Consider the following 22484-nt stretch of genomic DNA (forward strand, 5'->3'; position numbering starts at 1 on the left):
GTCTCTTCTTCTGCCCGGTCCCACGTTATTCGCAGGTTGCCGGAATGTTATCTGTTCGCGGACTCAGGGAAAACGCGTCAGCACGCCTCCCGTCATCCGCAGCTCAGCCGGTGGATCCGGCCTGTTTTCTCTCATCCGTCAGGCGCCGGTTTGACCCGGCCCAGCGGCGGCATGATCCCGGGGCGGCGCCCGACTGGTCGGGTCCTCCGGGTCATGCATTCAACGCCCCAAACGCTCACGCGACACGTCACGCGTACGCTTCTTGCGGGCCGGTTACGGCCTCTGTTTCCGGGTCCTTCTCGGCCCGTTCTGTCGTCCCGACGGCGACCCAAAATCAGGGCAGACAAGCCCTTCACCCGCGGCCCGAAGGCCTGGCGGAGTGGTCATTTTGGAACCCTTGTGGGAGCGACCGGCGGGGACCCAAACACACTCGCGCCGAACAGGTTGAAAGCTAGGCCATGTCCGTTGCGCCCGTCAAGGACTAGTACGAGTTTCTGAATCAAACACTAAATATGGTGGACGGAGGGGGATAACAGGGGTCGGTGCCGCGCCTGTGATCGAGCCAACTATCGGTGAGTCCTCAGGGATTCCCAAGCCAAAAAAATTCGCTCCGCCTGTGGATTGGAGTTTCGCCCCGCTGTTCACAGGCGAAGATTTTATTCGCCGTGGCGGATTGAATTTTGGGGACTCACGTAGCCCTACGGGCAAAGTACGGATCAGGCATGTCAGAGGCGTGATGGTCGGGCGGCAAAATCGCGGGCAAGCTGCGGCCGACTCACATCCTCGTCACACCCTTGCCGGGTTCCATGACAGATCCGAAGCCTCACGGGCGGCCGCGCCTTGCGCCCGCCGGCCTGATGTTCCTCGCCATCACCTCGGTGGGCTGGGGGTTCAACTGGCCGTCCACCAAGTTCCTGCTCAGCGAGCTGCCGCCGCTGACCTTGCGCGGCATCACCGGCGTGATCGGCGCCGTGCTGCTGGCTGTGCTGGCGCTGCTCCGCGCCCAGAGCCTGCATGTCGAGGCAAGGCTGTGGCCGCGCCTCGTGCTGTATGCGGCGCTCAACGTCTCCGGCTGGATGGTGCTGATGGGGCTCGCGCTCTTGTGGCTGCCGGCGAGCGAGGCCGCATTGATTGCCTACACCATGCCGGTCTGGGCCTCGCTGCTGGCCTGGCCGGTGCTCGGCGAGCGGCCGACGTGGCTTCGGACCATTGCGCTCGTGATGGCATTCGCAGGCCTTGCCGCGATCATGGGCGGCAACGGGATTTCCGCGAGCAAGGACAAGCTGCCGGGAATCATCATGGCGCTCGGCGGCGCGTTCGGCTTTGCGCTCGGCACCGTGCTGGCGAAGAAATATCCGCTGGTGATGCCGCCGATCCCGGCCGCGGCCTGGCAGATCGGCCTCGGCTGCGTGCCGATCGCGATCATCGGCCTCCTGGTCGAGACCACCCATCTCGATCGCGTCACGACGGTCGGCTGGTGGCTCCTGGTCTATTCGACGCTGATCCAGTTCTGCGTTGCCTATGTCGCCTGGTTTGCCGCGCTCGCCCGTTTGCCGGCCTCGGTGGCGGCGATCGGCACCATGGCGGTGCCGGTCATCGGCGTGATTGCCTCCGCGGTCGCGCTGCACGAGCCGCTCGGGCCGACCCAGATCACAGCGCTGCTGTTTACGCTCGCCGGCGTCGCGCTGGCGACGCGGTGATGGCCGGCCAACGATGGCCCTTTTGCTAGTTAGGGTTTGGCGCCGATCTTGATATGGATCGCGTCTGAGCTTTCTTGATTGTCCGGGACCTGTTTTGCGAAGGCGGTCAATCCTTCGTTCCGCATTGCGTGCAGAAGGACGGCGGCCGGCTTACCGGCCGCTCCCCAGTCCGACTGTCGCGATTCGACGATCTGCACTTCGACTCCCTTGAGCACGACAATGCCGGCCGCCGGCTTTCCTGGCGGGATATATCCGGAGCCCTGCGCAACAGCCTGCCTCTTCCAGCCGGCGGCATCGAGCGCCGCTCCCACGTCTTCCATCAGGGTCACGGCTTCGGGGTCGAGCTCGACCGAGAAGTCGAACGGCGTGCCGCGAAATTGCTTGAGAGCGTCCGCAAGCCGCTGTTGGGATGCGGGGCCGAAACTCCTCGGGCTATCAGCCCAATATTCCAGACCGCAGCCGAGCAGGACGAGAACGGCAAATGTGATCGCCAGTCCTCGCTCCCAGGCGCCTTTGGAAATCCCGAGCACCAGGAGGGCGACTTCGCCGCTCAGGCCTATCAGAAGCAGGATCTCTCCGATCTGCCTCAGCCAGCTGAAGAGGACCAGCGAAAAGGCTTCGGTATGTAACATCAAGTTCTCCAGGTCGCAGGCTGGCTGGCGGTTCGGGGGACCACATCATTCGCAGCCGGTCGGGTGGCGTTGGAAAACGTGGGCAGGGAGGGGGTATCGACGAGCTGCCGGGTGGCGGGACGTGTCTTCCCGGCAACCGGCGCCAGCGGGCATCGTGAGGCCCGCCGCGCGGGCCTGCGCAAGACCACCGCATTCCGCATTACTCGCCGAGCGCCTGCTGCAGCATGCTGGCGAGCTGCGCCTTGCGATAGGGCTTGGCCAGCAGCAGCACGCCTTGATCGAGGCGGCCGTGATGCACGATCGCGTTTTCGGTATAGCCGGAGGTGTAGAGCACCTTGAGGCCGGGACGACGCTTGGTGACCTCGTCGGCGAGCTGCCGGCCGTTCATGCCGCCGGGCATGATGACGTCGGTGAACAAGAGGTCGAACTTCTCGCCCTTGTCGACCAGCGCCAGCGCGGCGCGGGCGTCGGGCACGGCAATGGTCTTGTAGCCGAGGGCGCCAAGTTGCGTGACCACGTAGTTGCGCACCAGCTGGTCGTCTTCGACGACGAGGATGACTTCGCTGCCGCGCCGCACCGGCTCCGGCGCAGGCGCCTCGACCTCGACCTGACCGCGGGCAGGGGGCAGATAGAGCTTGATCGTGGTGCCGTGGCCTTCCTCGCTGTAGATCTTGATATGGCCGCCGGACTGCTTGACGAAGCCGTACACCATGCTCATGCCGAGGCCGGAGCCCTTGCCGACCTCCTTGGTGGTGAAGAACGGCTCGAACACCTTGTCCTGCACCGCGTGCGACATGCCGGTGCCGGTGTCGCTGACGGCGAGCAGCACGTAACGGCCCGGCGTGATGTCGGGATTAACAGCAGCATAAGCGTCGTCGAGCACGATGTTGCTGGTCTCGAACAACAGCTTGCCGCCGTTCGGCATCGCGTCGCGGGCATTGATCGCCATGTTGAGCAGCGAATTGGCAAGCTGCGACGGATCGATATGGACGCTGGCGACATCGGGAGCGAGCACCGAATCGATCTCGATCTGCTCGCCCAGTGTCGGCCGCAGCAGCTTGGCGATATCGACCACGGTGCCGTTGATGTCGACGGTGCGCGGCTCCAGCGGCTGGCGGCGGGCGAAGGCGAGCAGATGCTGGATCAGCTCGCGGCACCGCTCGGCGGCGCGGTCGATCAGCTCGGCGGTTTGCGCAAGCTTCGGCTGGCTGCGCAGGCTGTCGACCAGCGTTTCGGTGGTGCCGGTGATGACGGTCAGCATGTTGTTGAAGTCGTGCGCGACGCCGCCGGTCAGCTTGCCGATGGCGTCGAGCTTCTGCGCCTGCTGCAGCTTGTGCTCGGTTTCGCGCGAGGCGGTGATGTCGTGATAGATCAGTGCCGCGCCGGTGATGGTGCTGTCGCCGTCGCGCAGCGGCCGGCCCGACACCACTAGGTGAATCTCCGGCGCGCCGCGCACCGGCCGGGCGACGAATTCCAGCCCGTCGAATTCCTCGCCGCGCAGCGCCTTGGCCGACGGCATGTCATCGGCCTGCATCGGCGTGACGCCGTCGGCCTGGAACACGTTGCTCATGGCGCGCAGCTGCCGGACCGTCATGCCCGGCTTGTAGCGCAGCATCTTCTCGGCGGCCGGGTTCGAGAGCAGCACGGTGCCGCCGCCGTCGATCACCAGCACCGCCTCCGCCATGCTGCGGAAGGTGGTTTCCATCACCGAGGTGGAACGGCGGAGCCCTTCGAGCGCGGCGCCGAGATCCTTGGTGCGTTCGGCGACCTTGCCCTCGAGCGACAGATTGGTCGCCTTGGTCGCGCTGAGCGCGCCTTGCAGTTCGCGGCTGGCGCGCCGCGCCGCCAGCGTCAGCGCGACCGCGAGCAGCAGGATCATCACCACGCCGGCGAGGTCGACTGCCAGCAACAGCCGGCCATTGGTCTTCGACTGTTCGGTGCGAATCCCGAGCAGGCGCCGCTCCTCGGCGACCAGGCGGTCGAGCGCCGCACCGACCTTGTCCATCAGCGCGCGGCTCTCGCCCGCGGAGATCAGCGCCGCGGCGCCGGCCGTGTCGCCCGCAGTGCGCAACCTGATCAGTTCGGCACCAAGCGCAACGGCGCGCTCGACCTGTCCCTTGGTGCCCGCGATCAGCTGCGCCTCGTCCGGGGCCGACTTCACCGCAGCCATCAAGTCGTCGAAGGCGGCGGTGAGGGCGGTGCTCTGCTCGCGAAACTCGTCGGCGAAGGAGGCATCGCCCGTCAGCGCGAACCCGCGCGCCGCGCTCTCGACGCCGCGCGGCAGCGAACGTGCATCCGAAATGCGCTTGAGGATGCCGAGTGCGTGATCGACCGAATCAATCTCGCTGCGCGACTTGACGTCCAGCCCGATAGACGCCGCGCTGATGACGAGGAGGATCGCAAGGCCGCTGCCGAGAATGAGACGCTGGGAAGCCATCGACGATTAGTACGAGCAATTATTTGGAAAGACGAGCAGAAGGAGCGGACTTCGCAAGACATTCGTTAACGGCGGCAATCAGCGCCTGCGGGGTAAACGGCTTGCGCAGGCAGGCCGACGCGCCGAGCTCGATCGTCATCCGCAGGAAATCCGGCGCACGGTCGGCATTGGCGAAGGCATAGCCGGACATCGCGATCACGGGAATATGGGGCGCGCGCTCGTGAAAGACGCGGATCGCCTCGAAACCGCGCATATGCGGCATGAAGACGTCGACCAGCATGACGTCGAACGACGCCTTGTCCAGCGCGCGCATGCCCGCTTCACCGCCATCCGCGACGGTGACGTCGAAGCCCTGGCGTTGCAAACACACCTCGATGGCAACGCACACCATCGGGTCGTCATCGACCACGAGAACGCTCGGCACGATGCATCCTCTATCTGCGGCCTCGCGTGCCGACGACTCGCTTGGCCTGTCTGCCGATTAAGGCGGAACCTAGACGGAAAGTCTGTATCATAGAATGCATATGCTGTTTGCTGACAAGCAGATTTCCAGCTAGCCCTGACACCATCACTTGTATTTGTCCGCCCACATTACGACGGGTCCATGACCGCAGTTCCAGTCGCCGGCCGCGCCCCGCTGTCACCGCTCGGCCTCGCATTCCTGGTGGTCGCATCGACCGGCTGGGGTCTCAATTTCCCGATCATGAAGTTCCTGCTCACGGAGTGGCCGCCGCTGTCGTCGCGCGGGCTCTGCGGCGTGGTCGGCGCGATCGCACTCGCTCTGGTGGCGGTTGCACGCGGACAGAAGCTGCGCGTCCCCGAGGGTATGTGGTTGCGGCTTGCGCTGGTGTCGACGCTTTCGATCGGCGGCTGGGTCGCGTCGATGGGTCTGGCGCTGATCTGGCTGCGGGCCAGCGAGGCGGCCGTGCTCGGCATCTCGATCCCGGTGTGGGTCGCGCTGGTGGCCTGGCCGGTGCTCGGTGAGCGCGTGTCGCTGGCCCGTGCGCTCGCGCTTGGCGTGGCGCTTGTCGGCATCGCCGCACTGATCGGCGGTGGCGGTCTTGACGCAAGCGTCGGCAAGTTGCCGGGCATCCTGTTCGCGCTCGCCGGCGCGCTCTGCGTTGGCCTTGGCACGGTGCTGACCAAGTCCTTCAAGCTCGCAATGCCGCCGCTGTCGCTCGCGGCTTGGCAGCTCGCGATCGGCTGCGTGCCGATCGCGATCGCCGGCGTCCTGATCGAGCAGCCGCAACTTGCGGCGCTGTCGCAGTTCGGCTGGGCGTCGATGGTCTACATGACGCTGATCCAGTTCTGCCTTTGCTACGTCTGCTGGTTCGCCGCGCTGGAGCGGCTGCCGGCAGCGACCGCGTCGATCGGCACGCTGCTGGTGCCTGTCGTCGGCGTGCTGGCGGCAGCAGCCATGCTGCGCGAGCCGCTCAGCACGAGCGACATCGCGGCGCTGGTGGTGACGTTCGCAGCCGTCGCGGTGGCGTTGCGGACATGAGAAAGGGCGGCGTTGCCGCCGCCCTTCGCTAATTCAAGCATTGAGGTCGTTACGGGCAGGGGTGCCGCAGGCCGTCAAAGCCGAGATAGGTGCCCGAGGCCGGATCGTAGGACCTGTAGCGCTGCGCGCAGTAGCTTGCATCGCCGCCCGGCGCGGCCTCGACGGCGACAGGCGCGCTGTCGTCGTAGTAGCCGTAGCTGTCGTCATAGTAGCCGTATCCGGGGCCATAGCCGCCGTAATACGCGCCCGAGGCGAGCGCTCCGCCGACGACTGCACCGGCAACCGCGCCCGGCCAGAAGCCGCCGCCGCGGTGATAGCCACCGTGCCAGCCGCCACCGCCGCCGCGCCAACCACCGCCGCCGCCGCCACCGGCCCAGTGGCCGCCGCCACCGCCGCCACCACCGGCCCAATGACCGCCGCCGCCACCGCCCATCGCGGCACCACGGCCGCCGCCAAAGCCACCACCGCCGCCGCCGCCGACATGGCCACCGCCACCGCCACCGCCGCCGCGCGCACCACCGCCACCGCCCATCGCGCCCATCTGTGCGGCAGACTGGGCGAACGAGATGGTCGGCGCCACAGCCAACGGCAGCGCAAGCGCCAGCGCCGCGGCGGTGCTCAGAACCTTCACATTGATCATTTTGGACTCCATTAAATCGGACAATGTCTAACCATCTCTGCGGTCGGACGTTCCTGAGCTCGACATTGATTGTCCGTCATCTTTGCTTGACCGGCGGCGCATGTATGGCGGGTGAACAAAACTCCTCGTGACCGCGTCATTTGGTCGCCAAAGGGCCCGCAACCCGGACCCATTCCGGGAGTGCCGGGCTACCTTGGCGGCGGCTGGACATTTGGAGATTCAGGTGGCATCAGAGCCGGACTGCCTCGAACCGACCGGCCACGCATGAAACAATTCCTGCTGAAATTCTTCACCTGGTGGAACGGCCAGACCTTTGGCACGCAATTGTGGACCTCGCGCTACGGCGAGCTGGTCGGCGAGGACGAACAGGGCAATCGCTACTACCGCACCAAGGGCGGCGAGATCGATCCGACGCTGCATTTCGAGCGCCGCTGGGTGATCTATAACGGCTACGCCGAGGCGTCCCGGATTCCGGCCGGCTGGCACGGCTGGCTGCATCACACGGTTGATGTGCCCCCGACCGAGGAGAAGTACGCGCCGCGGGAATGGGAAAAGCCGCATCTGCCGAACATGACCGGCACCGCGCAGGCTTACCGTCCGTCCGGCTCGACGCTGGCGAGCGGCCGCCGCCCCAAGGCGACCGGCGACTATCACGCCTGGACGCCGCGAAGCTGAGCTTCACGCATTGTTGTTTCGGACGTGTGCGTCCGTAGCGCCGCGCGTGCAGCGCACCCGCGCCTGTGGACAACGGTAACAGCGGGGACAGGTAGGCTGCAGCCGATACTGGCCGCTTGCGCCGCGCACGTCTTCGCGGCTCAATGAAGCCATCTTACGGAGATGGGAGACCATCGCGTCGGATCGGGCTCCAGATCGCGACTGTCCCGATGAGCAGCGGCCTCCGAGTTGGATGCGGCCGGGAGATAGGCCCCCGGGCAGACATCCTGAAATCGCCCGCAAATGTGAGGCTACCGTGAGACAGGAAGGGCCGCTCGGGAAACCGGGCGGCCTTTTTCTTTGTCTCACGATCGGGTCAGGACAGCCGTGCCGCGGCACGGCTCATCAATTCGCCCCGGCGCGCGTGTGCCGGTCCCATCCGCTCCTTCATGAAGGCGAGGATCTCGGCCGGTGCGGTATCGGGCGAGCCGGCATTGAACGGCGGGGCCGGGTTGTATTCGAGCCTGAGCTGGATCGCTTCCGCGGTCTTGCGATCGACGAGCTCGGACACCAGCGTCAGCGCGAAATCGATGCCGGCGGTGACGCCGCCGCCGGTGAAACGATTGCGGTCGACGCAGACGCGCGTCTTGGTCGGGATGGCTCCGAAGCCCGCCAGGAAATCGATCGCGCTCCAATGCGTGGTGGCGCGATAGCCCTGCAGCAGACCGGCGGCGCCGAGCACCAGCGAGCCCGTGCAGACCGACGTGACGTATTTCGCTCCCTCCGCCTGCTTGCGCAGGAAGGCGAGCATCTCCTCGTCGCCGACCATGTCGTCGGTGCCGAACCCGCCGGGTACGCAGATCACGTCGAGCTGCGGGCAGTCGGCAAAGGTCGTGGTCGGCGTCAGGACCATGACGGAGTCGGTCGGAACGGGCTCGATCCGTTTCCAGATCAGATGCACCTTGGCGCCGGGGACCGAGGAGAACACCTGCAGCGGGCCGGTCAGGTCGAGCTGGGTCACCTTCGGGAAGACGAGCAATCCAATCTGCAGGGGTCCGGACATCGGAGGTCTCCAAATAGCGCTTGACGGAACCACGATGCCATGGTGGCCTCCTGTCCAAAATGGCGTAATTCCCTCATTTTCGGACGTCGGCGCCGCCTCCGGGGATCTGGCATTGCGAGGATTTTGCAGATGATCGGCATCCTGATCTTTCCAGACTTCCAGCTGCTCGACGCGGCCGGCCCGATCGCGGCGTTCGAGATCGCGGCGCGCTTCGCCAACAGCCCGCCTGATATCAAGACGATCGCGGTGAAGGCCGGGCCGGTGCGCTCTTCGTCCGGCGTCGAGATGCTGGCGCGCGGCTTAAAGCCGTCGGCGGCGATCACGACGCTGATCATCGCGGGCGGCAACGGCGTGCGCACCCCGGCAACGTGTCAGACCACGCTGTCATTCGTGCGGCGGATGGCGAGCCGCGGCATCCGCGTCGCCAGCGTCTGCTCGGGCGCCTATGTGCTGGCCGAGGCCGGCCTGCTCGACGGTCGCCGCGCCACCACGCATTGGCAGCGCACGCCGCATTTCGTGAAGACCTATCCGAAGGTCAAGCTCGAGCCGGACCAGATCTTCGTCCGCGACGGCAATATCTGGAGCTCGGCCGGCATCACCGCCGGCATCGATCTCGCACTCGCCATGATCACCGAAGACTACGGCGACGAGGTCGCGCAGAACACCGCGCGGCAGCTCGTGCTGTATCATCGGCGCAGCGGCGGGCAGTCGCAGTTTTCCTCGCTGCTGGAGTTGAAGGCGCCGAACGGCCGGTTCGGGCCGCTGCTCGCCTGGGCGCGCGAACATCTCGACGCACCGCTGACGGTCGAGGATCTCGCCGACAAGGCCGGGATGAGCTCGCGGCATTTCACCCGCGCCTTCATCGCGGAAACCGGCACCACGCCGTCGAAGGCGGTTGAACGGTTGAGGATCGAAGTCGCGCGGCAGCGCGTGCAGTCGTCGGGCGAGGCGATCGAGCGCGTCGCCGAGATCACCGGCTTCCGCGATCCCGAGCGGATGCGCCGCGCCTTCATCCGCGCCTTCGGCCAGCCGCCGCAATCGCTGCGCCGGGCATCGCGCGCGGGGTAGGTCGTCGACTTGCGGAAACTCCGGCGCGTTGCTGGAAAGAAGGGCGATCATTCCAGCGGCGAAGCGAACAGAGCTGCCGATGAGCGACCGCCGCCAAGCTCACCGGCGCTGCCGGCAGAGTCAATTTGAGTTTGGGACAAGCTCGTTGTCCAATCTCACACGATCCATGCTGTCGTTGCACTGATGAACCGGCGCGACGGTTCCTGTGACCCACGTTAGGTGGGCGTTGGGGACCCGAGGAGGTTCTACATGACAAAGCATCGAACGATTACCGGGTTCGTGGCTGTCGCCCTGCTGGCTGTCACTGCAACCGCCGCGACGATCAGGTCGCACCTGCCCCGGACCGAGGGCGTTGTCGTCTCCGACACCGACGCGCTCCCGGCCAGGGATTTCAGCGACCGCTGGTCCCCGATTTCAGCCTTGCCTCCGGCGACGGACATGGCTGAGCGCGCACCTGACGTACGTTAAGCCGGTCATCGACGCAGATCCGGCCCAGTCGCGGACACGCCGCGCGCAGAGTTCACCGCAGCACAAAGGCCCCGCCGAAGCGGGGCCCGATGTTGAACCACTTGATGTTGAACGACTTAATCTCGAACGACTTGGTCTCGAATAGAACTAACGGTTCCGCCGCGCCGGAATAGCGCAGGCCTTCACCTATGCACGACCAAAATCCACGGATGGCTGAGCACGAAACGTGCCCGAGCCGAAATATCAGTTGCTCAATGTGTCGGTCGCGATCTTCTTCTTGAGTGCTTCGCAGGTGTTCCTGACCTCCGTGGTCATCAACGAGACGGCTTCGATCTGCAGGAAGAAACGCTTGCCCTGGTCGCGGTAACCTGCGGCGAACTCCTTGATTTCCGCGATCATGTCGTGGACACCCGCCACCATGACCTCGCAGTTCTTGGCGGCCGCTTGCAGTTCCGTTCCAAGGGCCTCGATCTCTTTCACCGCCGCTTCATATTCGCGCACGACCGCCTCGGCCGATAGCTTGCCCACCTCGTTGACGCCGTTGCGGTGCTCGACGTAGTCCGGCATCGGCGAGAGAGGCCGAATGTTGCTGCGTGGGCGATGCGTACTCACCGTGTCGATTTCGCCCTCCGTCGTTTCCATCGGGGCGCGGGCGAGGACTTCTGCACTGACACTCATGCGAACGCTCCATAAGTTGTTACGGCGAATGGAGTTTAGCAATGTCAACGGATTTGTCTCGCTTTTCCACAAGTTTGAAGCAGTCAAATTGTGCGCCGCAGCATGGCGGACTCTGCATTTGCGTCAGTGCGGCGCGTCGGGATGCCAGCCGAGCAGGGCCAGCATCACGAAGAAGCCGACGACGTAGGCCACCATGATCGGCCAGCCCTGGGTGATCCAGCGGACCACCGACTTGGCCTCCGGATACAAGTTGGACACCGCAACGCCCGCGGACGACCCGAACCAGACCATCGATCCGCCAAATCCGACCGCATAGGCGAGAAAGCCCCAATCGTAGCCGCCTTGCTTGAGCGCCAGCGCGGTCAGGGGGATGTTGTCGAACACCGACGAGACGAAGCCGAGCCCGAGCGCGGTCTGCCATGATGCCGCCGGCAGCTTCTCCACCGGCATCATCGAGGCCGCCGTCACCAGCGCGAGCAGGAACACGGTGCCCTTCAGCGTCTCGGGCATCACCGACCAGTCCGGCCGCCGCAGCAATGAGGTGACGAGGATCGCGGCCCAGACCGCGAGCCCGAGCACGGGCAGCGCATCGAGTAGCGCCGGGAATTTCAGATTGGCGGTGACATTGGCCGAGAGCGCGGCGAGCAGGATCACCGCAACGATCGCAACCCGCGGCCAGTCGATCGCGAGACCGGACGGCGCTTTCTTCACGATCGGGGAAAAGCGGTGCTGCTGCAGCGAGGCCGGCACCGCAAACACCAGCATCGCCACGATGGCCGCGACATAGGCGTCGACGACGGTGAGCGGGCTGACGCCGTCGATCCACATCATCGTGGTTGTGGTGTCGCCGACGACGCTGCCGGCGCCGCCGGCATTCGATGCGGCGACGATGGCCGCGAGGTAGCCGATATGGACGCGGCCGCGGAACACGTGGCGCGCGACGGTGCCGCCGATCAGGGCGGCCGCGATATTGTCGAGGAAGGCCGACAGCATGAACACGATCACCAGCAGGATCAGCCCGCCCTTCCAGTCATCGGGCAGCAGCGCCGGCATCTCGTCCGGGATGCGGCTCTCCTCGAAATGCCGCGACAGCAGCGCAAATCCCATCAGGAGCAGGAACAGGTTCGCGAGCGTGACCCACTCATGCTCCATCTGGTGCACGAGGCCGGGCAGGCCCGCGCCGAACCTTGCGAAGCCCGTGAATATCAGCTTGTAGGCGACGATCGCGGCAAGGCCGGTCAACGCCACGGCGAGCGTATGGTGATGGAAGATCGCAACGCCGAGCAGCGTCAGCGCGAACAGGATGAAATCGAGCGGGATACCGTAGACGAGGATGGGCGTGAGCAAGACGATCTCGATGGCTGGAGTGCCAGGCGGCGTGAAGCGCGTCCGGCCGCACTATCGCGCGGCGCGGGGAACTTCAAGGCGCGCTAACGCCGCAAGCTGCGCGCGCCGTGCGCTCGAGCCTCGAACGAGGGGACGACGCTGCAAGCGCGGCGCCCCCGATCGGATCGCTAGCCCAGCGTCTTCAGCCAGGCGCTGATCTCGGTCACCGCGACATTGGCCTGGTTGAGCAGTTTGCCCATGGTGAAGAAGCCATGGAACTGGCCGGGGAAATGCCGGTAGGTCACGGGCACGCCGGCCTTCTTGAGGAATGTCGCATACTCGTCGCCTTCGTCGCGCAGCGGATCGGCGCCGGCGGTCAGCACATAGGCCGGCGGCAATCCGGCAAAGTCTTTCGCGCGCGCGGGCGAGGCGCGCCAGTCGCTGTCGTCGGCGTCGCCGAGATAGTGGTTGCCGAACCAGCCGATCACCGAATGCGTCAGCAGGATGCTGGTCTCGGGCTCGCGATGCGAGGGATGCTTCCGCGAGAAATCGGTCGCGGGATAGACCAGCAGTTGGGCGGCGAGCTTCGGTCCGCCGTCGCGGGCGGTGAGGGCAACCACGGCTGCCAGATTGCCGCCGGCGCTGTCGCCGCCGACGATCAGGCGCGCGGCGTCGATGCCGAGATCCCCAGCGTTGGCGGCGACCCATTTGGTCGCGGTGACGGCGTCGTCTACCGCGGCAGGGAAGCGGTGCTCGGGCGCCAGACGGTAATCGACCGAGATCACGATCAATTCGCCCTCATGGGCAAGCTTCTGGCAAACCACCTCATGGGTATCGAGATCGCCGATCACCCAGCCGCCGCCATGGAAGAACACCAGGCACGGCGCGAGCCCGTCCTTCTTGCGCAGTGTTTTCGGCGTGTAGATGCGGGCGGGGATCGCGCCGTGCGGCGCCGGGATCGCAAGCAACTTGCTCGATTCAAGCGCCGGCGGCTCGGGATTGGAGACGATGCGGGCGGCCCGATAATATTCGCGCGCTTCCGGTGCGGTCAGCGATTCATAGGCAGGGCGGCCGGCCTCCTGGAAGGCCTTGTAAACGGCGGCGGCATCGGGATCGAGAACGACGGGCATAGGCAAACAAACCTTCTTGTGATGCTGAACTGAAGCGTCAGGCGGCGGTGCGGCCGCCGTCGACGGTGTAGGCGGAGCCGGAGACGTAGCTCGCCTCGTCGGAAGCGAGGAAGGCGACGATCGACGCGACCTCGCTCGCGAGCCCGAGCCGGCGCGCCGGGATGCGGTCGACGATCTTCTCGACCGGTGGCGGCGCGTTGCCGCCGGAACGTCCCTGCAGGATGGTGCTCAGCATCCGGCTCTCGATCATGCCGGGGCAGACGCAATTGACCCGCACGCCGGTGCCGGTGCATTCCCAGGCCGCGCTCTTGGTCAATCCGATCACCGCATGCTTGCTGGCGCTGTAGACCGCGATCATCGGCGATCCCATCAGGCCGGCGATCGAGGCGGTGTTGATGATGCTGCCCTTGTTCTGCTTCAGCATCACCGGCAGCACATATTTCATGCCGAGGAAGACACCGACGACATTGACGTCGAGCACCCGGCGAAAGCTCTCCAGCGAATATTCCGGGATCGGCCTGATGTCGCCCTCGATGCCGGCGTTGTTGTAGAAGGCGTCGATGGTGCCGAAGCGGTCGACGGCGGCGCGGACATAGTCCTTGACCTCGTCCTCATCGGTGACGTCGGCGGTGATCGCGAGAGCCTCGGCCGAGGCGGGCAGGTCCTTGATGGCGGCCGCAAGATCGGCCCCCTTGCGGTCGACTGCGACGATCCGCGCCCCGCGTTCGGCGAGCAGTTGGAGCGTCGCGGTTCCGATGACGCCGGCAGCCCCGGTGACGACGGCAACCCGGCCGTCGAGCCTGATGCGATCTGGCATGTTTGGGTTTCCTCTGGCTGGTCCGGTTCGATCCGGATTTTCCTGGTTTTCACGCGGTGCCGCGCGCCGTCAGCGTGAGGACTATCACACGTGTTCCCAGGAGTGACTAGAGGGTGGCCAGAGGTTGACCAGTGCCTGGCCGGAGGGCCGGGGACGGGCGTCCGCGCGCCCTTTCCCCGCCGTATTCGGCGTGTTAACCGGTGGCCTGCGAGCGGCCGATATCAAGGTAGACTGTCGCGAGCCCGATTCGCCTTTTAAAGCCCGCGAGATGCTTCGAACCATTGCCCTGACTGGCTTTGCGGCCTTGGTTGCCGCCTCAACCATCTCGCTTGCGCCGCCCGCGCGCGCGCAGATCGGAACGATTTTCTCCGATCCCGCGCCGCGTCCGCCCGGCTCGATTCCGCGTGGCCAGGTGGCGCCTCCCAGCGACGACGACGAGGAAGTGCCGGAATTGCCGCGCGGCCGTCTGCTGCCGACGCAGCCGCGGGCGTTGCCGCCGGGCCAGGCGGTGCCGCCGCCCGGCAGCGTGCAGTCGCAGCCTTTGGCGCCGCCGCCAGGTAGCACGGTCGCTCCGCCCGGTGTTGCCGTGCAGCCGCCGCAGCCCGGCGGTCCCGCCGTAGCCAACACGCCGCCCGGTGCCAATCCGCTGCCGGGCCTGCCGCCGGGGCAGCGTCAGCCCAAGGGGACGCCGCAGGGCGCGCCACAGGGCACCCCGCCGCAGACGCCTGCCGCATTGCAGCCGGGCGATGAGGTCGTGCAGGAGCCGCCGTCGACCAAGATCACCAACAAGAAGGCGAGCTTCTCCGGCCTCGACAAGATCACCGGACGCATCATCAATTTCGACGAGGACATCGGCGAGACCGTGCAGTTCGGCGCGCTGCGGGTGAAGACCGATGCCTGCTACACCAGGCCGTCGACGGAAGCCGCCAACACCGACGCCTTTGTCGAGGTCGACGAGATCACGCTGCAGGGCGAGGTGAAGCGGATCTTCTCGGGCTGGATGTTCGCGGCGAGCCCCGGCCTGCATGGCGTCGAGCATCCGATCTACGACATCTGGCTGACCGACTGCAAAGGGCCGGACCAGACCATCGTGACCGCCGCGCCCGATCCGCCGAAGGCGCCGACGCCGCCTCCGCCGCCGGCCCAGAAGCGCGCGCCGCCGAAGCAGGCCGCGCCGCGTCCGCCGCCGCAGCCGCTGCCGCAATACCAGCAGCAGCCGCCACCTCCGCCGCCCCAGCAGCAGCGGCCGGGCGGTTTGTTCGGCGGATTGTTCGGAAACTAATTGGTACGTGTAGCCCGGATGCAGCGCAGCGAAATCCGGGGTCTTCTCCGCGAATGAACTTGTCCCGGATTACGCTTCGCTGCATCCGGGCTACATGATCAATTGCGCGCGGCAATGATCGCCAGCGCGTCGGCGCCCTTGATGGGCTGCGTGGCGTCGAGCTTGCGGAATTCCGCCGGCGCACCTGCGATCGCCTTGTCGAGCAGCGCGCGATAGCGGCGGCGCGAAATCTCCACCGCACCGAACGTCTTCAGATGCTCGGTCACATATTGCGTGTCGAGCAGTTCGAACCCGCCCGCGATCAGCCGCGCCACCAGATGCACCAGCGCGACCTTCGACGCGTCACGCGTGGTGTGAAACATGCTTTCGCCGAAGAAGGCGCGGCCGAGGCTGACGCCGTAGAGGCCGCCGACCAGATTGTTGTCCTGCCAGACCTCGACGCTGTGGCAATGGCCTGATGCGTGCAGCCCGACATAGAGGTCGCGGATGCGCTTGTTGATCCAGGTGTCGTCGCGACCGGGCTGCGGCGCCGCGCAACCGGCGATCACGGCCTTGAACGCGGTATCGACGGTGACGGTGAACACATCCGAGCGCACGGTGCGCGCCAGGCGGGAGGCGACACGGAAGCCGTCGAATGGAATCACGCCGCGCAATTCCGGCTCGACCCAGAACAGCGTCGGATCGTCGGCGCTCTCCGCCATCGGGAAGATGCCGCAGGCATAGGCGCGCAGCAGCACCTCGGGCGTGATCTCGGAGGAGGCGGAGTCGCGTGAGGTCATGCCGGCCAAGATAGCAAAGCGCGGGCGGTCTTGCGATGGGGCCTGCCACGGGGTCGCGACGTGTTGACGAAACGCGCCGGTTCCTCCACAAGGCGCGCCATTCCGCCGCAGTTTCCCGAGACGGACTGCGCGGCCATGCTACATTGCCACAAAAAGATGGCGCCGCCGCCCGGGACATGGCGGCTTGGGCGCCGACAATCGACACAGGTGAGGGGGACGCTGCATGAAATCGTCATGGCGGACGTTTGCGCCGCTGCTGGTTTGGCTGATGATCTATCTGATCCCGGTGCCATCAGGGCTGAACGCCAATCAGTGGCACTATTTTGCGGTGTTCGCCGCCGTCATCACCGGGCTGATCCTCGAATCGATGCCGGTCGGCGCGGTCGGCCTGATCGGACTGACCGTCGCCGGCGTCGGCGGTTATGTCGAGCCCGACCCGAACAAGTCGCTGCGCTGGATGCTCGCCGGCTTTTCCGAGAGCACGGTGTGGCTGATCGTCGGCGCCTTCGTGTTCTCGATCGGCTATCGCAAGAGCGGGCTCGGCCGCCGGCTGGCGCTGCTCTTGGTGCGCGGGCTCGGCCGCCGCACCATCGGGCTCGGCTATGCGGTGGCGTTCTCCGATCTGGTGCTGGCGCCGGCGACGCCGTCCAACACCGCGCGCTCGGGCGGCACCATCTATCCGATCGTCAGCAACATCCCGCGCATCTACGGCTCCGAGCCGGGTCCGACCGCAGGCAAGATCGGCACCTTCGTGATGTGGACCGCGTTTGCTACCACGGCCGTCACCAGCTCGCTGTTTCTGACCGCGCTGGCGCCGAACGCCGCCGCGCTCTCGATCGCCAAGAAGCTCGTCAACATCGAGGTCGGCTGGTCGCAATGGTTCATCGGTTTCGCGCCGCTCGGCATCCTCTTGCTGCTGCTGGTGCCGTTGCTGAGCTACGCCGTCTGCCGGCCGGAGATCAAGGAAAGCCCGGAGATCGTGACCTGGAGCGAGGGCGAACTCGCCAAGATGGGGCCGCCGTCGCGGCACGAATGGATCATGGCGGTGCTGGTGGTGCTCGCGATGTTCCTGTGGATCTGCGGCTCCAATCCCAATATCAGCGTGCCGCTGCTCGGCTCGAACTTCATCAACGCGACCACGGTGGTATTCGTCGTGATCTCGCTGATGCTGCTGTCAGGCGTGATCGTGTTCGAGGACATCGTCGCCGAGAAGAGCGCGTGGGAGGTATTCTTCTATTTCACCTCGCTGCTCACGCTGTCGTCAGGTCTCAACGAGATCGGCTTCATCAAATGGGTCGCCGAGGGTTATGCGAAGCCGCTCTCCGGCACGTCGCCGCTGGTCGGGATGATCCTGCTCGTCACATTCTTCTTCTGGATCCACTATTTCTTCTCGAGCATCACCTCGCATACCGCCGCCGTGCTGCCGGTGGTGCTCGCGGTCGGCTCCAGCATTCCCGGCCTGTCGGTGCAGACCCTGATGCTGCTGTGCGTCTATTCGCTCGGGCTGATGGGGGTGATCTCGCCCTACGCCACCGGACCGGCGCCGATGTATTACGGCAGCGGCTATATCGGCAAAGGCGACTTCTGGAAGTTCGGGCTGATCTTCGGCGTAATCTACTTTGCCGGATTGTTGCTGATCGTGTTGCCCTGGCTACAGATGATCGGGTAAAATAGCCACAATCCAGCGAGAAACAGCGGCCGATCGGGAAGGAGGACTTTCCTTTCCGATTCTTAACGCGCTTTGTCTGACGGAAGCGTCCAAAATGCTTCCTCGAATGTGGCGCGCGCGGATTTCAGGGGACACATAGAGCCGCAGCGGCTCATTCGTGTTTCTTCGTGGGCAAGTTATGGACCAGCATATCAAAGACCCGTCTATCTTGGCGCCCGAGCAAACCAGGCGGCCATCGCGCGGGCGAGGGTTTCTGACAGGGTGTGTCGTGCTGGCGGTGCTTGCCGGCATCGTCTGGTGGACGCGCCAGCAGGCCGCGCCGCCGCAAGCCGGCGGCGGCCGCAATGCCGGGCCGATGTCGATCGTGCCGGAGGCCGTCGGCAAGGGCGATATCGGCGTCAGCCTCAATGCGCTCGGCACCGTGACGTCACTCGCGACCGTGACGATCAGAAGCCAGATCAGCGGCTACCTGATGAAGATCGATTTCAAGGAGGGCGATGAGGTCAAGAAGGGCGACCTGATCGCCGAGATCGATTCGCGTCCCTATGAGGCGACGCTGGCGCAGGCCAAGGGACAGCTCGCGCGCGACGAGGCGCAGCTGAAGGGCGCCCAGGTCGATCTCACCCGCTACCAGAACCTCGCGGCGCAGAACGCCGTGCCGCATCAGACGCTCGATACCCAGGTTGCGCTGGTCGCGCAGTATCAGGGCACGGTCGAGGCCGACCGGGCGTCGGTGAAGTCGGCCGAAGTGAACTTGCAATATTGTCACATCGTCTCGCCGATCAACGGGCGTGTCGGACTGCGCCAGGTCGACCTCGGCAATTACGTGACGCCGGGCGACACCAACGGCCTTGTCGTGATCACGCAGCTCGAGCCGATCAGCGTGCTGTTCACGCTGCCAGAGGACAATCTGCAGGCCGTCGCGAAGCGGTTGAAGGACGGCGCGGTGCTGCCGGCGGCGGCCTATGACCGCAGCAGCGCCAATAAGCTCGCCGAAGGATCGCTGCAGACCTTCGACAGCCAGATCGATGCGACCACCGGCACGATCAAGCTGCGCGCCCAGTTCGAGAACGACAAGCGCACGCTGTATCCGAACCAGTTCGTCAACATCCGCCTGCTGCTCGACACCCACAAGGATGCCACGACGATGTCGACCGCCGGCATCCAGCGCGGCGTCCCCGGCACCTTCGTCTATCTCGTCAACGCCGACAGCACGGTCTCGGTGCGGCCGGTCAAGATCGGCGTCACCGACGGCGACCGTGTCGAGGTGCTGTCGGGGCTTGTGCCTGGCGATCGCATCGTGATCGACGGCGCCGACAAGCTGCGCGAGGGCGCCAAGGTGGTGGTGCGCTCCGCCGCCGATGCCGCGAGCCCGGCCGGCGCGGCCAAGGGGACGGCGAGCGGCGCGGCGAATGGGGTCGCCAAGGGTGACGGCAAGGGAGACACCAAGGCAGATAGCAAGGGCGGCGCCGATCCCGAGAAGGCGGGAGGCGGCAACCACAAGGGTGCCGCGGACGGGCAGACGAAATGAACCCGTCGCGGCCATTCATCCTGCGGCCGGTGGCGACGACCCTGATGATGATCGCCATCATGCTGTCGGGCATGCTGGCGTTCAGATTCCTCCCCGTCGCGGCGCTGCCGGAGGTCGACTATCCGACCATCCAGGTGCAGACCTTCTATCCGGGCGCCAGTCCCGACGTGATGACGTCGTCGGTGACGGCGCCGCTCGAGGTGCAGTTCGGCCAGATGCCGAATCTGAACCAGATGAGTTCGGTGAGTTCGGCCGGCTCGTCTGTGATCACGCTGCAGTTCGGCCTGTCGATCTCGCTCGACGTCGCCGAGCAGGAGGTGCAGGCCGCGATCAACGCCGCCGGCAATCTGTTGCCGTCGGACCTGCCGGCGCCGCCGATCTACGCCAAGGTCAATCCGGCTGACGCGCCGATCCTGACCCTCGGCCTGACCTCGAAGACCATGCCGCTGACGCAGGTGCAGGATTTCGTCGACACCCGGCTGGCGCAGAAGATCTCGCAGCTACCCGGCGTCGGCCTCGTCAGCATCAGCGGCGGCCAGCGGCCCGCGGTGCGCATCCAGGCCGACATCCGCAAGCTCGCGGCCTATGGGCTCAACATCGACGATCTCCGCACCACGCTCGGCAACGCCAACGTCAACACGCCGAAGGGCAATTTCGACGGCGCGATGCGCGCCTACACCATCAATGCCAACGACCAGATCCGCAATGCCAGCGACTACCGCTCGCTGATCATCGCCTACAAGAACGGCTCGCCGGTTCGCCTCAGCGACGTCGGCAACGTCGTCGACGGCGCGCAGAACGACAAACTCGGCGCCTGGATGAACGAGACGCAGGCGATCATCCTCAACATCCAGCGCCAGCCCGGCGCCAACGTGATCTCGGTGGTCCAGGGTATCAAGGACCTGCTGCCGCAGCTGCAGGCCACGCTGCCGGCCGCGATCGACCTCAACATCCTGACCGACCGGACCGTCACGATCCGGGCCTCGGTCCGCGATGTCGAATACGAGCTGGCGCTTGCGGTGGTGCTGGTCGTGCTGGTCATCTTCGTGTTCCTGCGCTCGACCCGCGCCACGCTGATCCCGAGCCTGTCGGTGCCGCTGTCGCTGGTCGGCACGCTCGGCGCAATGTATCTGTTCGGCTTCAGTCTGAACAATCTGTCGCTGATGGCGCTGACGATCGCGACCGGCTTTGTGGTCGACGACGCCATCGTCGTGATCGAGAACATCTCGCGTTATATCGAGGAGGGCGAGTCGCCCCTCGAGGCGGCGGCGCTGCGCGGCTCCGAGCAGATCGGCTTCACCATCATCTCGCTGACGGTGTCGCTGATCGCGGTGCTGATCCCGCTGCTGTTCATGGGCGACGTCGTCGGCCGCCTGTTCCGCGAATTCGCCATCACGCTGTCGGTCACGATCCTGATCTCCGCCGTGGTGTCGCTGACATTGGTGCCGATGGCCTGCGCGAAACTCCTGAAGCCGGAGAGCATGACGCGCGAGAATACCTTCCAGCGGCTCAGCCGGGAAGGCTTCGACCACGTCATCGCGATCTACGCCCGGATGCTCAACTGGGTGCTGGATCGCCAGACGTTCGTTCTGTTGATCGCGCTCGCCACCTTTGGTCTCACGGCGCTGCTCTACGTCGTCATCCCCAAGGGCTTCTTTCCGGTGCAGGACACCGGCGTGATCCAGGCGATCTCGGAGGCGCCGCAATCGGTGTCCTACGCTGCGATGGCCGAGCGGCAGCAGCGGCTCGCCAGCGCGATCCAGAAGGACCCTGATGTCGAGAGCCTGTCGTCCTTCATCGGCGTCGACGGCACCAACACCACGCTCAACAGCGGCCGCATCCTGATCAACCTGAAGCCGCATGAGCAGCGCAAGGCCGGCGTCTCGACGGTGATGGACCGGATCAAGGCGAGCACGGCGGCGCTGACCGGCATCACGCTCTACATGCAGCCGGTGCAGGACCTCACCATCGAAGGCACGGTGAGCCGGACGCAGTATCAGTTCATCCTGCAGGACGCCGATCCGAACGAGCTCGCGGAATGGACGCCGAAGCTGGTCGATAAGCTCAGGGAATTGCCCGAGCTCAGCGACGTCACCAGCGATATTTCCGCGCAGGGGCTTTCGGTGTTCGTGGACATCGACCGCGACCAGGCCGCGCGGTTCGGCATCACGCCGGCAACGATCGACAATGCACTGTACGATTCCTACGGCCAGCGCATCGTCTCCACCGTCTTCACCAATTCGAACCAGTACCGCGTCATCCTCGAGGCCGATCCGTCGCTGCAGAACTCGCTGGATTCGCTGTCGTCGATCTATCTGCCGTCATCGGTGGGCTCGACGCCGGTGCCGCTGTCGGTGATGGCCAGGATGCGGGTGGAGACCGCGCCGCTGCAGGTCTCGCACCTCGGCCAGTTTCCGTCGGCAACCGTTTCGTTCAACCTGGCCCCGGGCGCTTCGCTCGGCGGCGCGGTGACCGCGATCAAGCAGGCGCAGGCCGAAATCAACCAGCCGCTCGGCATGATCACGAGCTTCCAGGGCGCGGCACTGGCGTTCCAGTCCTCGCTCTCCAACCAGTTGTTCCTGATCCTGGCCGCGATCATCACGGTCTATATCGTGCTGGGCGTGCTGTATGAGAGCTTCATCCATCCGCTGACCATCCTGTCGACGCTGCCATCGGCCGGGATCGGCGCGTTGCTGGCGCTGATGATGGCAGGCCAGGACCTCACCATCATCGCGATCATCGGCATCATCCTCCTGATCGGCATCGTGAAGAAGAACGCGATCATGATGATCGACTTCGCGCTCGATGCCGAGCGCAACGAAGGCAAGCCGCCGCGGGAGGCGATCTACCAGGCCTGCCTGTTGCGGTTCCGGCCGATCATCATGACGACGATGGCCGCTGTGCTCGGCGCGCTGCCGCTGATGCTCGGCAGCGGTGCCGGCTCCGAGCTCCGGCATCCGCTCGGCATCTCGATCGTCGGCGGCCTGCTGGTGAGCCAGATGCTGACCCTGTTCACGACGCCGGTGATCTATCTCTGGTTCGATCGCCTGGCGCTGCGGTTTGCCGGGCGGGCGGACGAGGTCGGCGAGGCGAGCGGGTCGCGTTGAGC

19 protein-coding genes are annotated in these 22484 nt (G+C 65.7%); 9 read left to right on the forward strand and 10 right to left on the reverse strand.

Annotated elements, in window-relative coordinates:
• Positions 1–806: 806 nt before the first annotated feature.
• Positions 807–1700, forward strand: a complete 894-nt coding sequence (locus tag ACVIGB_RS06540) for a DMT family transporter (protein WP_456723330.1) — start codon at positions 807–809, stop codon at positions 1698–1700.
• A gap of 29 nt (positions 1701–1729) precedes the next feature.
• Here ACVIGB_RS06540 and ACVIGB_RS06545 read toward each other — a convergent pair whose 3' ends face one another.
• The 3 genes from ACVIGB_RS06545 to ACVIGB_RS06555 form a co-directional block, all read right to left on the reverse strand.
• Positions 1730–2332: a hypothetical protein gene (locus ACVIGB_RS06545; RefSeq protein ID WP_456723329.1), complete on the reverse strand. Its 603-nt coding sequence runs from the start codon at positions 2330–2332 to the stop codon at positions 1730–1732.
• A 199-nt stretch (positions 2333–2531) separates the two neighbouring features.
• A complete protein-coding gene (locus tag ACVIGB_RS06550; RefSeq protein ID WP_092113675.1) occupies positions 2532–4769 on the reverse strand; it encodes a CHASE3 domain-containing protein in 2238 nt (745 codons plus the stop codon).
• Between the two features lie 19 nt (positions 4770–4788).
• Entirely contained in the window at positions 4789–5193 is a 405-nt protein-coding gene (locus tag ACVIGB_RS06555; RefSeq protein ID WP_092113679.1) for a response regulator, read from the reverse strand.
• Positions 5194–5373: 180 nt separating this feature from the next.
• Here ACVIGB_RS06555 and ACVIGB_RS06560 point away from each other — a divergent pair, with 180 nt between their 5' ends.
• Positions 5374–6270, forward strand: coding sequence for a DMT family transporter (locus tag ACVIGB_RS06560; RefSeq protein WP_456723328.1), 897 nt, complete (start codon positions 5374–5376; stop codon positions 6268–6270).
• Between the two features lie 49 nt (positions 6271–6319).
• Here the strand turns inward: ACVIGB_RS06560 and ACVIGB_RS06565 are convergent, their stop codons facing one another.
• On the reverse strand, positions 6320–6910 hold the full coding sequence (locus ACVIGB_RS06565) for a BA14K family protein (protein ID WP_456723327.1): 591 nt from the start codon (positions 6908–6910) through the stop codon (positions 6320–6322).
• A gap of 264 nt (positions 6911–7174) precedes the next feature.
• On the opposite strand from ACVIGB_RS06565, the gene ACVIGB_RS06570 reads away from it, so the two are divergent.
• A complete protein-coding gene (locus ACVIGB_RS06570) occupies positions 7175–7585 on the forward strand; it encodes an NADH:ubiquinone oxidoreductase subunit NDUFA12 (RefSeq protein WP_456723326.1) in 411 nt (136 codons plus the stop codon).
• A gap of 355 nt (positions 7586–7940) precedes the next feature.
• Here the strand turns inward: ACVIGB_RS06570 and ACVIGB_RS06575 are convergent, their stop codons facing one another.
• Positions 7941–8627 (reverse strand): DJ-1/PfpI family protein, encoded by a 687-nt coding sequence (locus tag ACVIGB_RS06575; RefSeq protein WP_456723325.1) that lies wholly within the window; start codon positions 8625–8627, stop codon positions 7941–7943.
• A gap of 129 nt (positions 8628–8756) precedes the next feature.
• Between ACVIGB_RS06575 and ACVIGB_RS06580 the strand changes: the two genes are divergently transcribed.
• Together ACVIGB_RS06580 and ACVIGB_RS06585 are read left to right on the forward strand one after the other, a co-directional pair.
• Positions 8757–9695 (forward strand): GlxA family transcriptional regulator, encoded by a 939-nt coding sequence (locus tag ACVIGB_RS06580; protein WP_456723324.1) that lies wholly within the window; start codon positions 8757–8759, stop codon positions 9693–9695.
• Between the two features lie 249 nt (positions 9696–9944).
• Positions 9945–10163 carry a hypothetical protein gene (locus ACVIGB_RS06585; RefSeq protein ID WP_092113690.1) on the forward strand — a complete coding sequence of 73 codons (219 nt, stop codon included), beginning with the start codon at positions 9945–9947 and terminating at the stop codon, positions 10161–10163.
• A gap of 243 nt (positions 10164–10406) precedes the next feature.
• Here ACVIGB_RS06585 and ACVIGB_RS06590 read toward each other — a convergent pair whose 3' ends face one another.
• The 4 genes from ACVIGB_RS06590 to ACVIGB_RS06605 all read right to left on the reverse strand — a co-directional run bounded on the left by ACVIGB_RS06590 (position 10407) and on the right by ACVIGB_RS06605 (position 14114).
• On the reverse strand, positions 10407–10841 hold the full coding sequence (locus ACVIGB_RS06590; RefSeq protein WP_456723323.1) for a hypothetical protein: 435 nt from the start codon (positions 10839–10841) through the stop codon (positions 10407–10409).
• Between the two features lie 123 nt (positions 10842–10964).
• Positions 10965–12188 carry a citrate transporter gene (locus tag ACVIGB_RS06595; protein WP_456723322.1) on the reverse strand — a complete coding sequence of 408 codons (1224 nt, stop codon included), beginning with the start codon at positions 12186–12188 and terminating at the stop codon, positions 10965–10967.
• 167 nt (positions 12189–12355) lie between these two features.
• Positions 12356–13297, reverse strand: coding sequence for an alpha/beta hydrolase (locus ACVIGB_RS06600; protein WP_456723321.1), 942 nt, complete (start codon positions 13295–13297; stop codon positions 12356–12358).
• A gap of 37 nt (positions 13298–13334) precedes the next feature.
• Positions 13335–14114, reverse strand: a complete 780-nt coding sequence (locus ACVIGB_RS06605) for an SDR family NAD(P)-dependent oxidoreductase (RefSeq protein ID WP_456723320.1) — start codon at positions 14112–14114, stop codon at positions 13335–13337.
• A gap of 268 nt (positions 14115–14382) precedes the next feature.
• Between ACVIGB_RS06605 and ACVIGB_RS06610 the strand changes: the two genes are divergently transcribed.
• A complete protein-coding gene (locus ACVIGB_RS06610) occupies positions 14383–15396 on the forward strand; it encodes a DUF2155 domain-containing protein (protein WP_456723319.1) in 1014 nt (337 codons plus the stop codon).
• A 98-nt stretch (positions 15397–15494) separates the two neighbouring features.
• Here the strand turns inward: ACVIGB_RS06610 and aat are convergent, their stop codons facing one another.
• On the reverse strand, positions 15495–16175 hold the full coding sequence (gene aat, locus ACVIGB_RS06615) for a leucyl/phenylalanyl-tRNA--protein transferase (RefSeq protein ID WP_456723318.1): 681 nt from the start codon (positions 16173–16175) through the stop codon (positions 15495–15497).
• A 223-nt stretch (positions 16176–16398) separates the two neighbouring features.
• On the opposite strand from aat, the gene ACVIGB_RS06620 reads away from it, so the two are divergent.
• From ACVIGB_RS06620 to ACVIGB_RS06630, 3 genes are all read left to right on the forward strand, one after another.
• A complete protein-coding gene (locus ACVIGB_RS06620; RefSeq protein ID WP_456723317.1) occupies positions 16399–17844 on the forward strand; it encodes a DASS family sodium-coupled anion symporter in 1446 nt (481 codons plus the stop codon).
• Positions 17845–18112: 268 nt separating this feature from the next.
• Positions 18113–19375 carry an MdtA/MuxA family multidrug efflux RND transporter periplasmic adaptor subunit gene (locus ACVIGB_RS06625; RefSeq protein ID WP_456723316.1) on the forward strand — a complete coding sequence of 421 codons (1263 nt, stop codon included), beginning with the start codon at positions 18113–18115 and terminating at the stop codon, positions 19373–19375.
• Entirely contained in the window at positions 19372–22482 is a 3111-nt protein-coding gene (locus ACVIGB_RS06630) for an MdtB/MuxB family multidrug efflux RND transporter permease subunit (RefSeq protein ID WP_456749118.1), read from the forward strand. Before ACVIGB_RS06625 ends, ACVIGB_RS06630 begins: the two co-directional genes overlap by 4 nt.
• The last annotated feature ends 2 nt before the right edge of the window (positions 22483–22484 follow it).

This window comes from Bradyrhizobium sp. USDA 4341 (assembly GCF_054063755.1).

Excerpts from the sequence above, each read along its gene's own strand:
- ACVIGB_RS06540 (WP_456723330.1), top strand. The coding sequence starts at position 807 with ATGACAGATCCGAAGCCTCACGGGCGGCCGCGCCTTGCGCCCGCCGGC.
- ACVIGB_RS06545 (WP_456723329.1), bottom strand. The coding sequence starts at position 2,332 with ATGTTACATACCGAAGCCTTTTCGCTGGTCCTCTTCAGCTGGCTGAGG.
- ACVIGB_RS06550 (WP_092113675.1), bottom strand. The coding sequence starts at position 4,769 with ATGGCTTCCCAGCGTCTCATTCTCGGCAGCGGCCTTGCGATCCTCCTC.
- ACVIGB_RS06560 (WP_456723328.1), top strand. The coding sequence starts at position 5,374 with ATGACCGCAGTTCCAGTCGCCGGCCGCGCCCCGCTGTCACCGCTCGGC.
- ACVIGB_RS06565 (WP_456723327.1), bottom strand. The coding sequence starts at position 6,910 with ATGATCAATGTGAAGGTTCTGAGCACCGCCGCGGCGCTGGCGCTTGCG.
- ACVIGB_RS06570 (WP_456723326.1), top strand. The coding sequence starts at position 7,175 with ATGAAACAATTCCTGCTGAAATTCTTCACCTGGTGGAACGGCCAGACC.
- ACVIGB_RS06575 (WP_456723325.1), bottom strand. The coding sequence starts at position 8,627 with ATGTCCGGACCCCTGCAGATTGGATTGCTCGTCTTCCCGAAGGTGACC.
- ACVIGB_RS06580 (WP_456723324.1), top strand. The coding sequence starts at position 8,757 with ATGATCGGCATCCTGATCTTTCCAGACTTCCAGCTGCTCGACGCGGCC.
- ACVIGB_RS06585 (WP_092113690.1), top strand. The coding sequence starts at position 9,945 with ATGACAAAGCATCGAACGATTACCGGGTTCGTGGCTGTCGCCCTGCTG.
- ACVIGB_RS06590 (WP_456723323.1), bottom strand. The coding sequence starts at position 10,841 with ATGAGTGTCAGTGCAGAAGTCCTCGCCCGCGCCCCGATGGAAACGACG.
- ACVIGB_RS06600 (WP_456723321.1), bottom strand. The coding sequence starts at position 13,297 with ATGCCCGTCGTTCTCGATCCCGATGCCGCCGCCGTTTACAAGGCCTTC.
- ACVIGB_RS06605 (WP_456723320.1), bottom strand. The coding sequence starts at position 14,114 with ATGCCAGATCGCATCAGGCTCGACGGCCGGGTTGCCGTCGTCACCGGG.
- ACVIGB_RS06610 (WP_456723319.1), top strand. The coding sequence starts at position 14,383 with ATGCTTCGAACCATTGCCCTGACTGGCTTTGCGGCCTTGGTTGCCGCC.
- aat (WP_456723318.1), bottom strand. The coding sequence starts at position 16,175 with ATGACCTCACGCGACTCCGCCTCCTCCGAGATCACGCCCGAGGTGCTG.
- ACVIGB_RS06620 (WP_456723317.1), top strand. The coding sequence starts at position 16,399 with ATGAAATCGTCATGGCGGACGTTTGCGCCGCTGCTGGTTTGGCTGATG.
- ACVIGB_RS06630 (WP_456749118.1), top strand. The coding sequence starts at position 19,372 with ATGAACCCGTCGCGGCCATTCATCCTGCGGCCGGTGGCGACGACCCTG.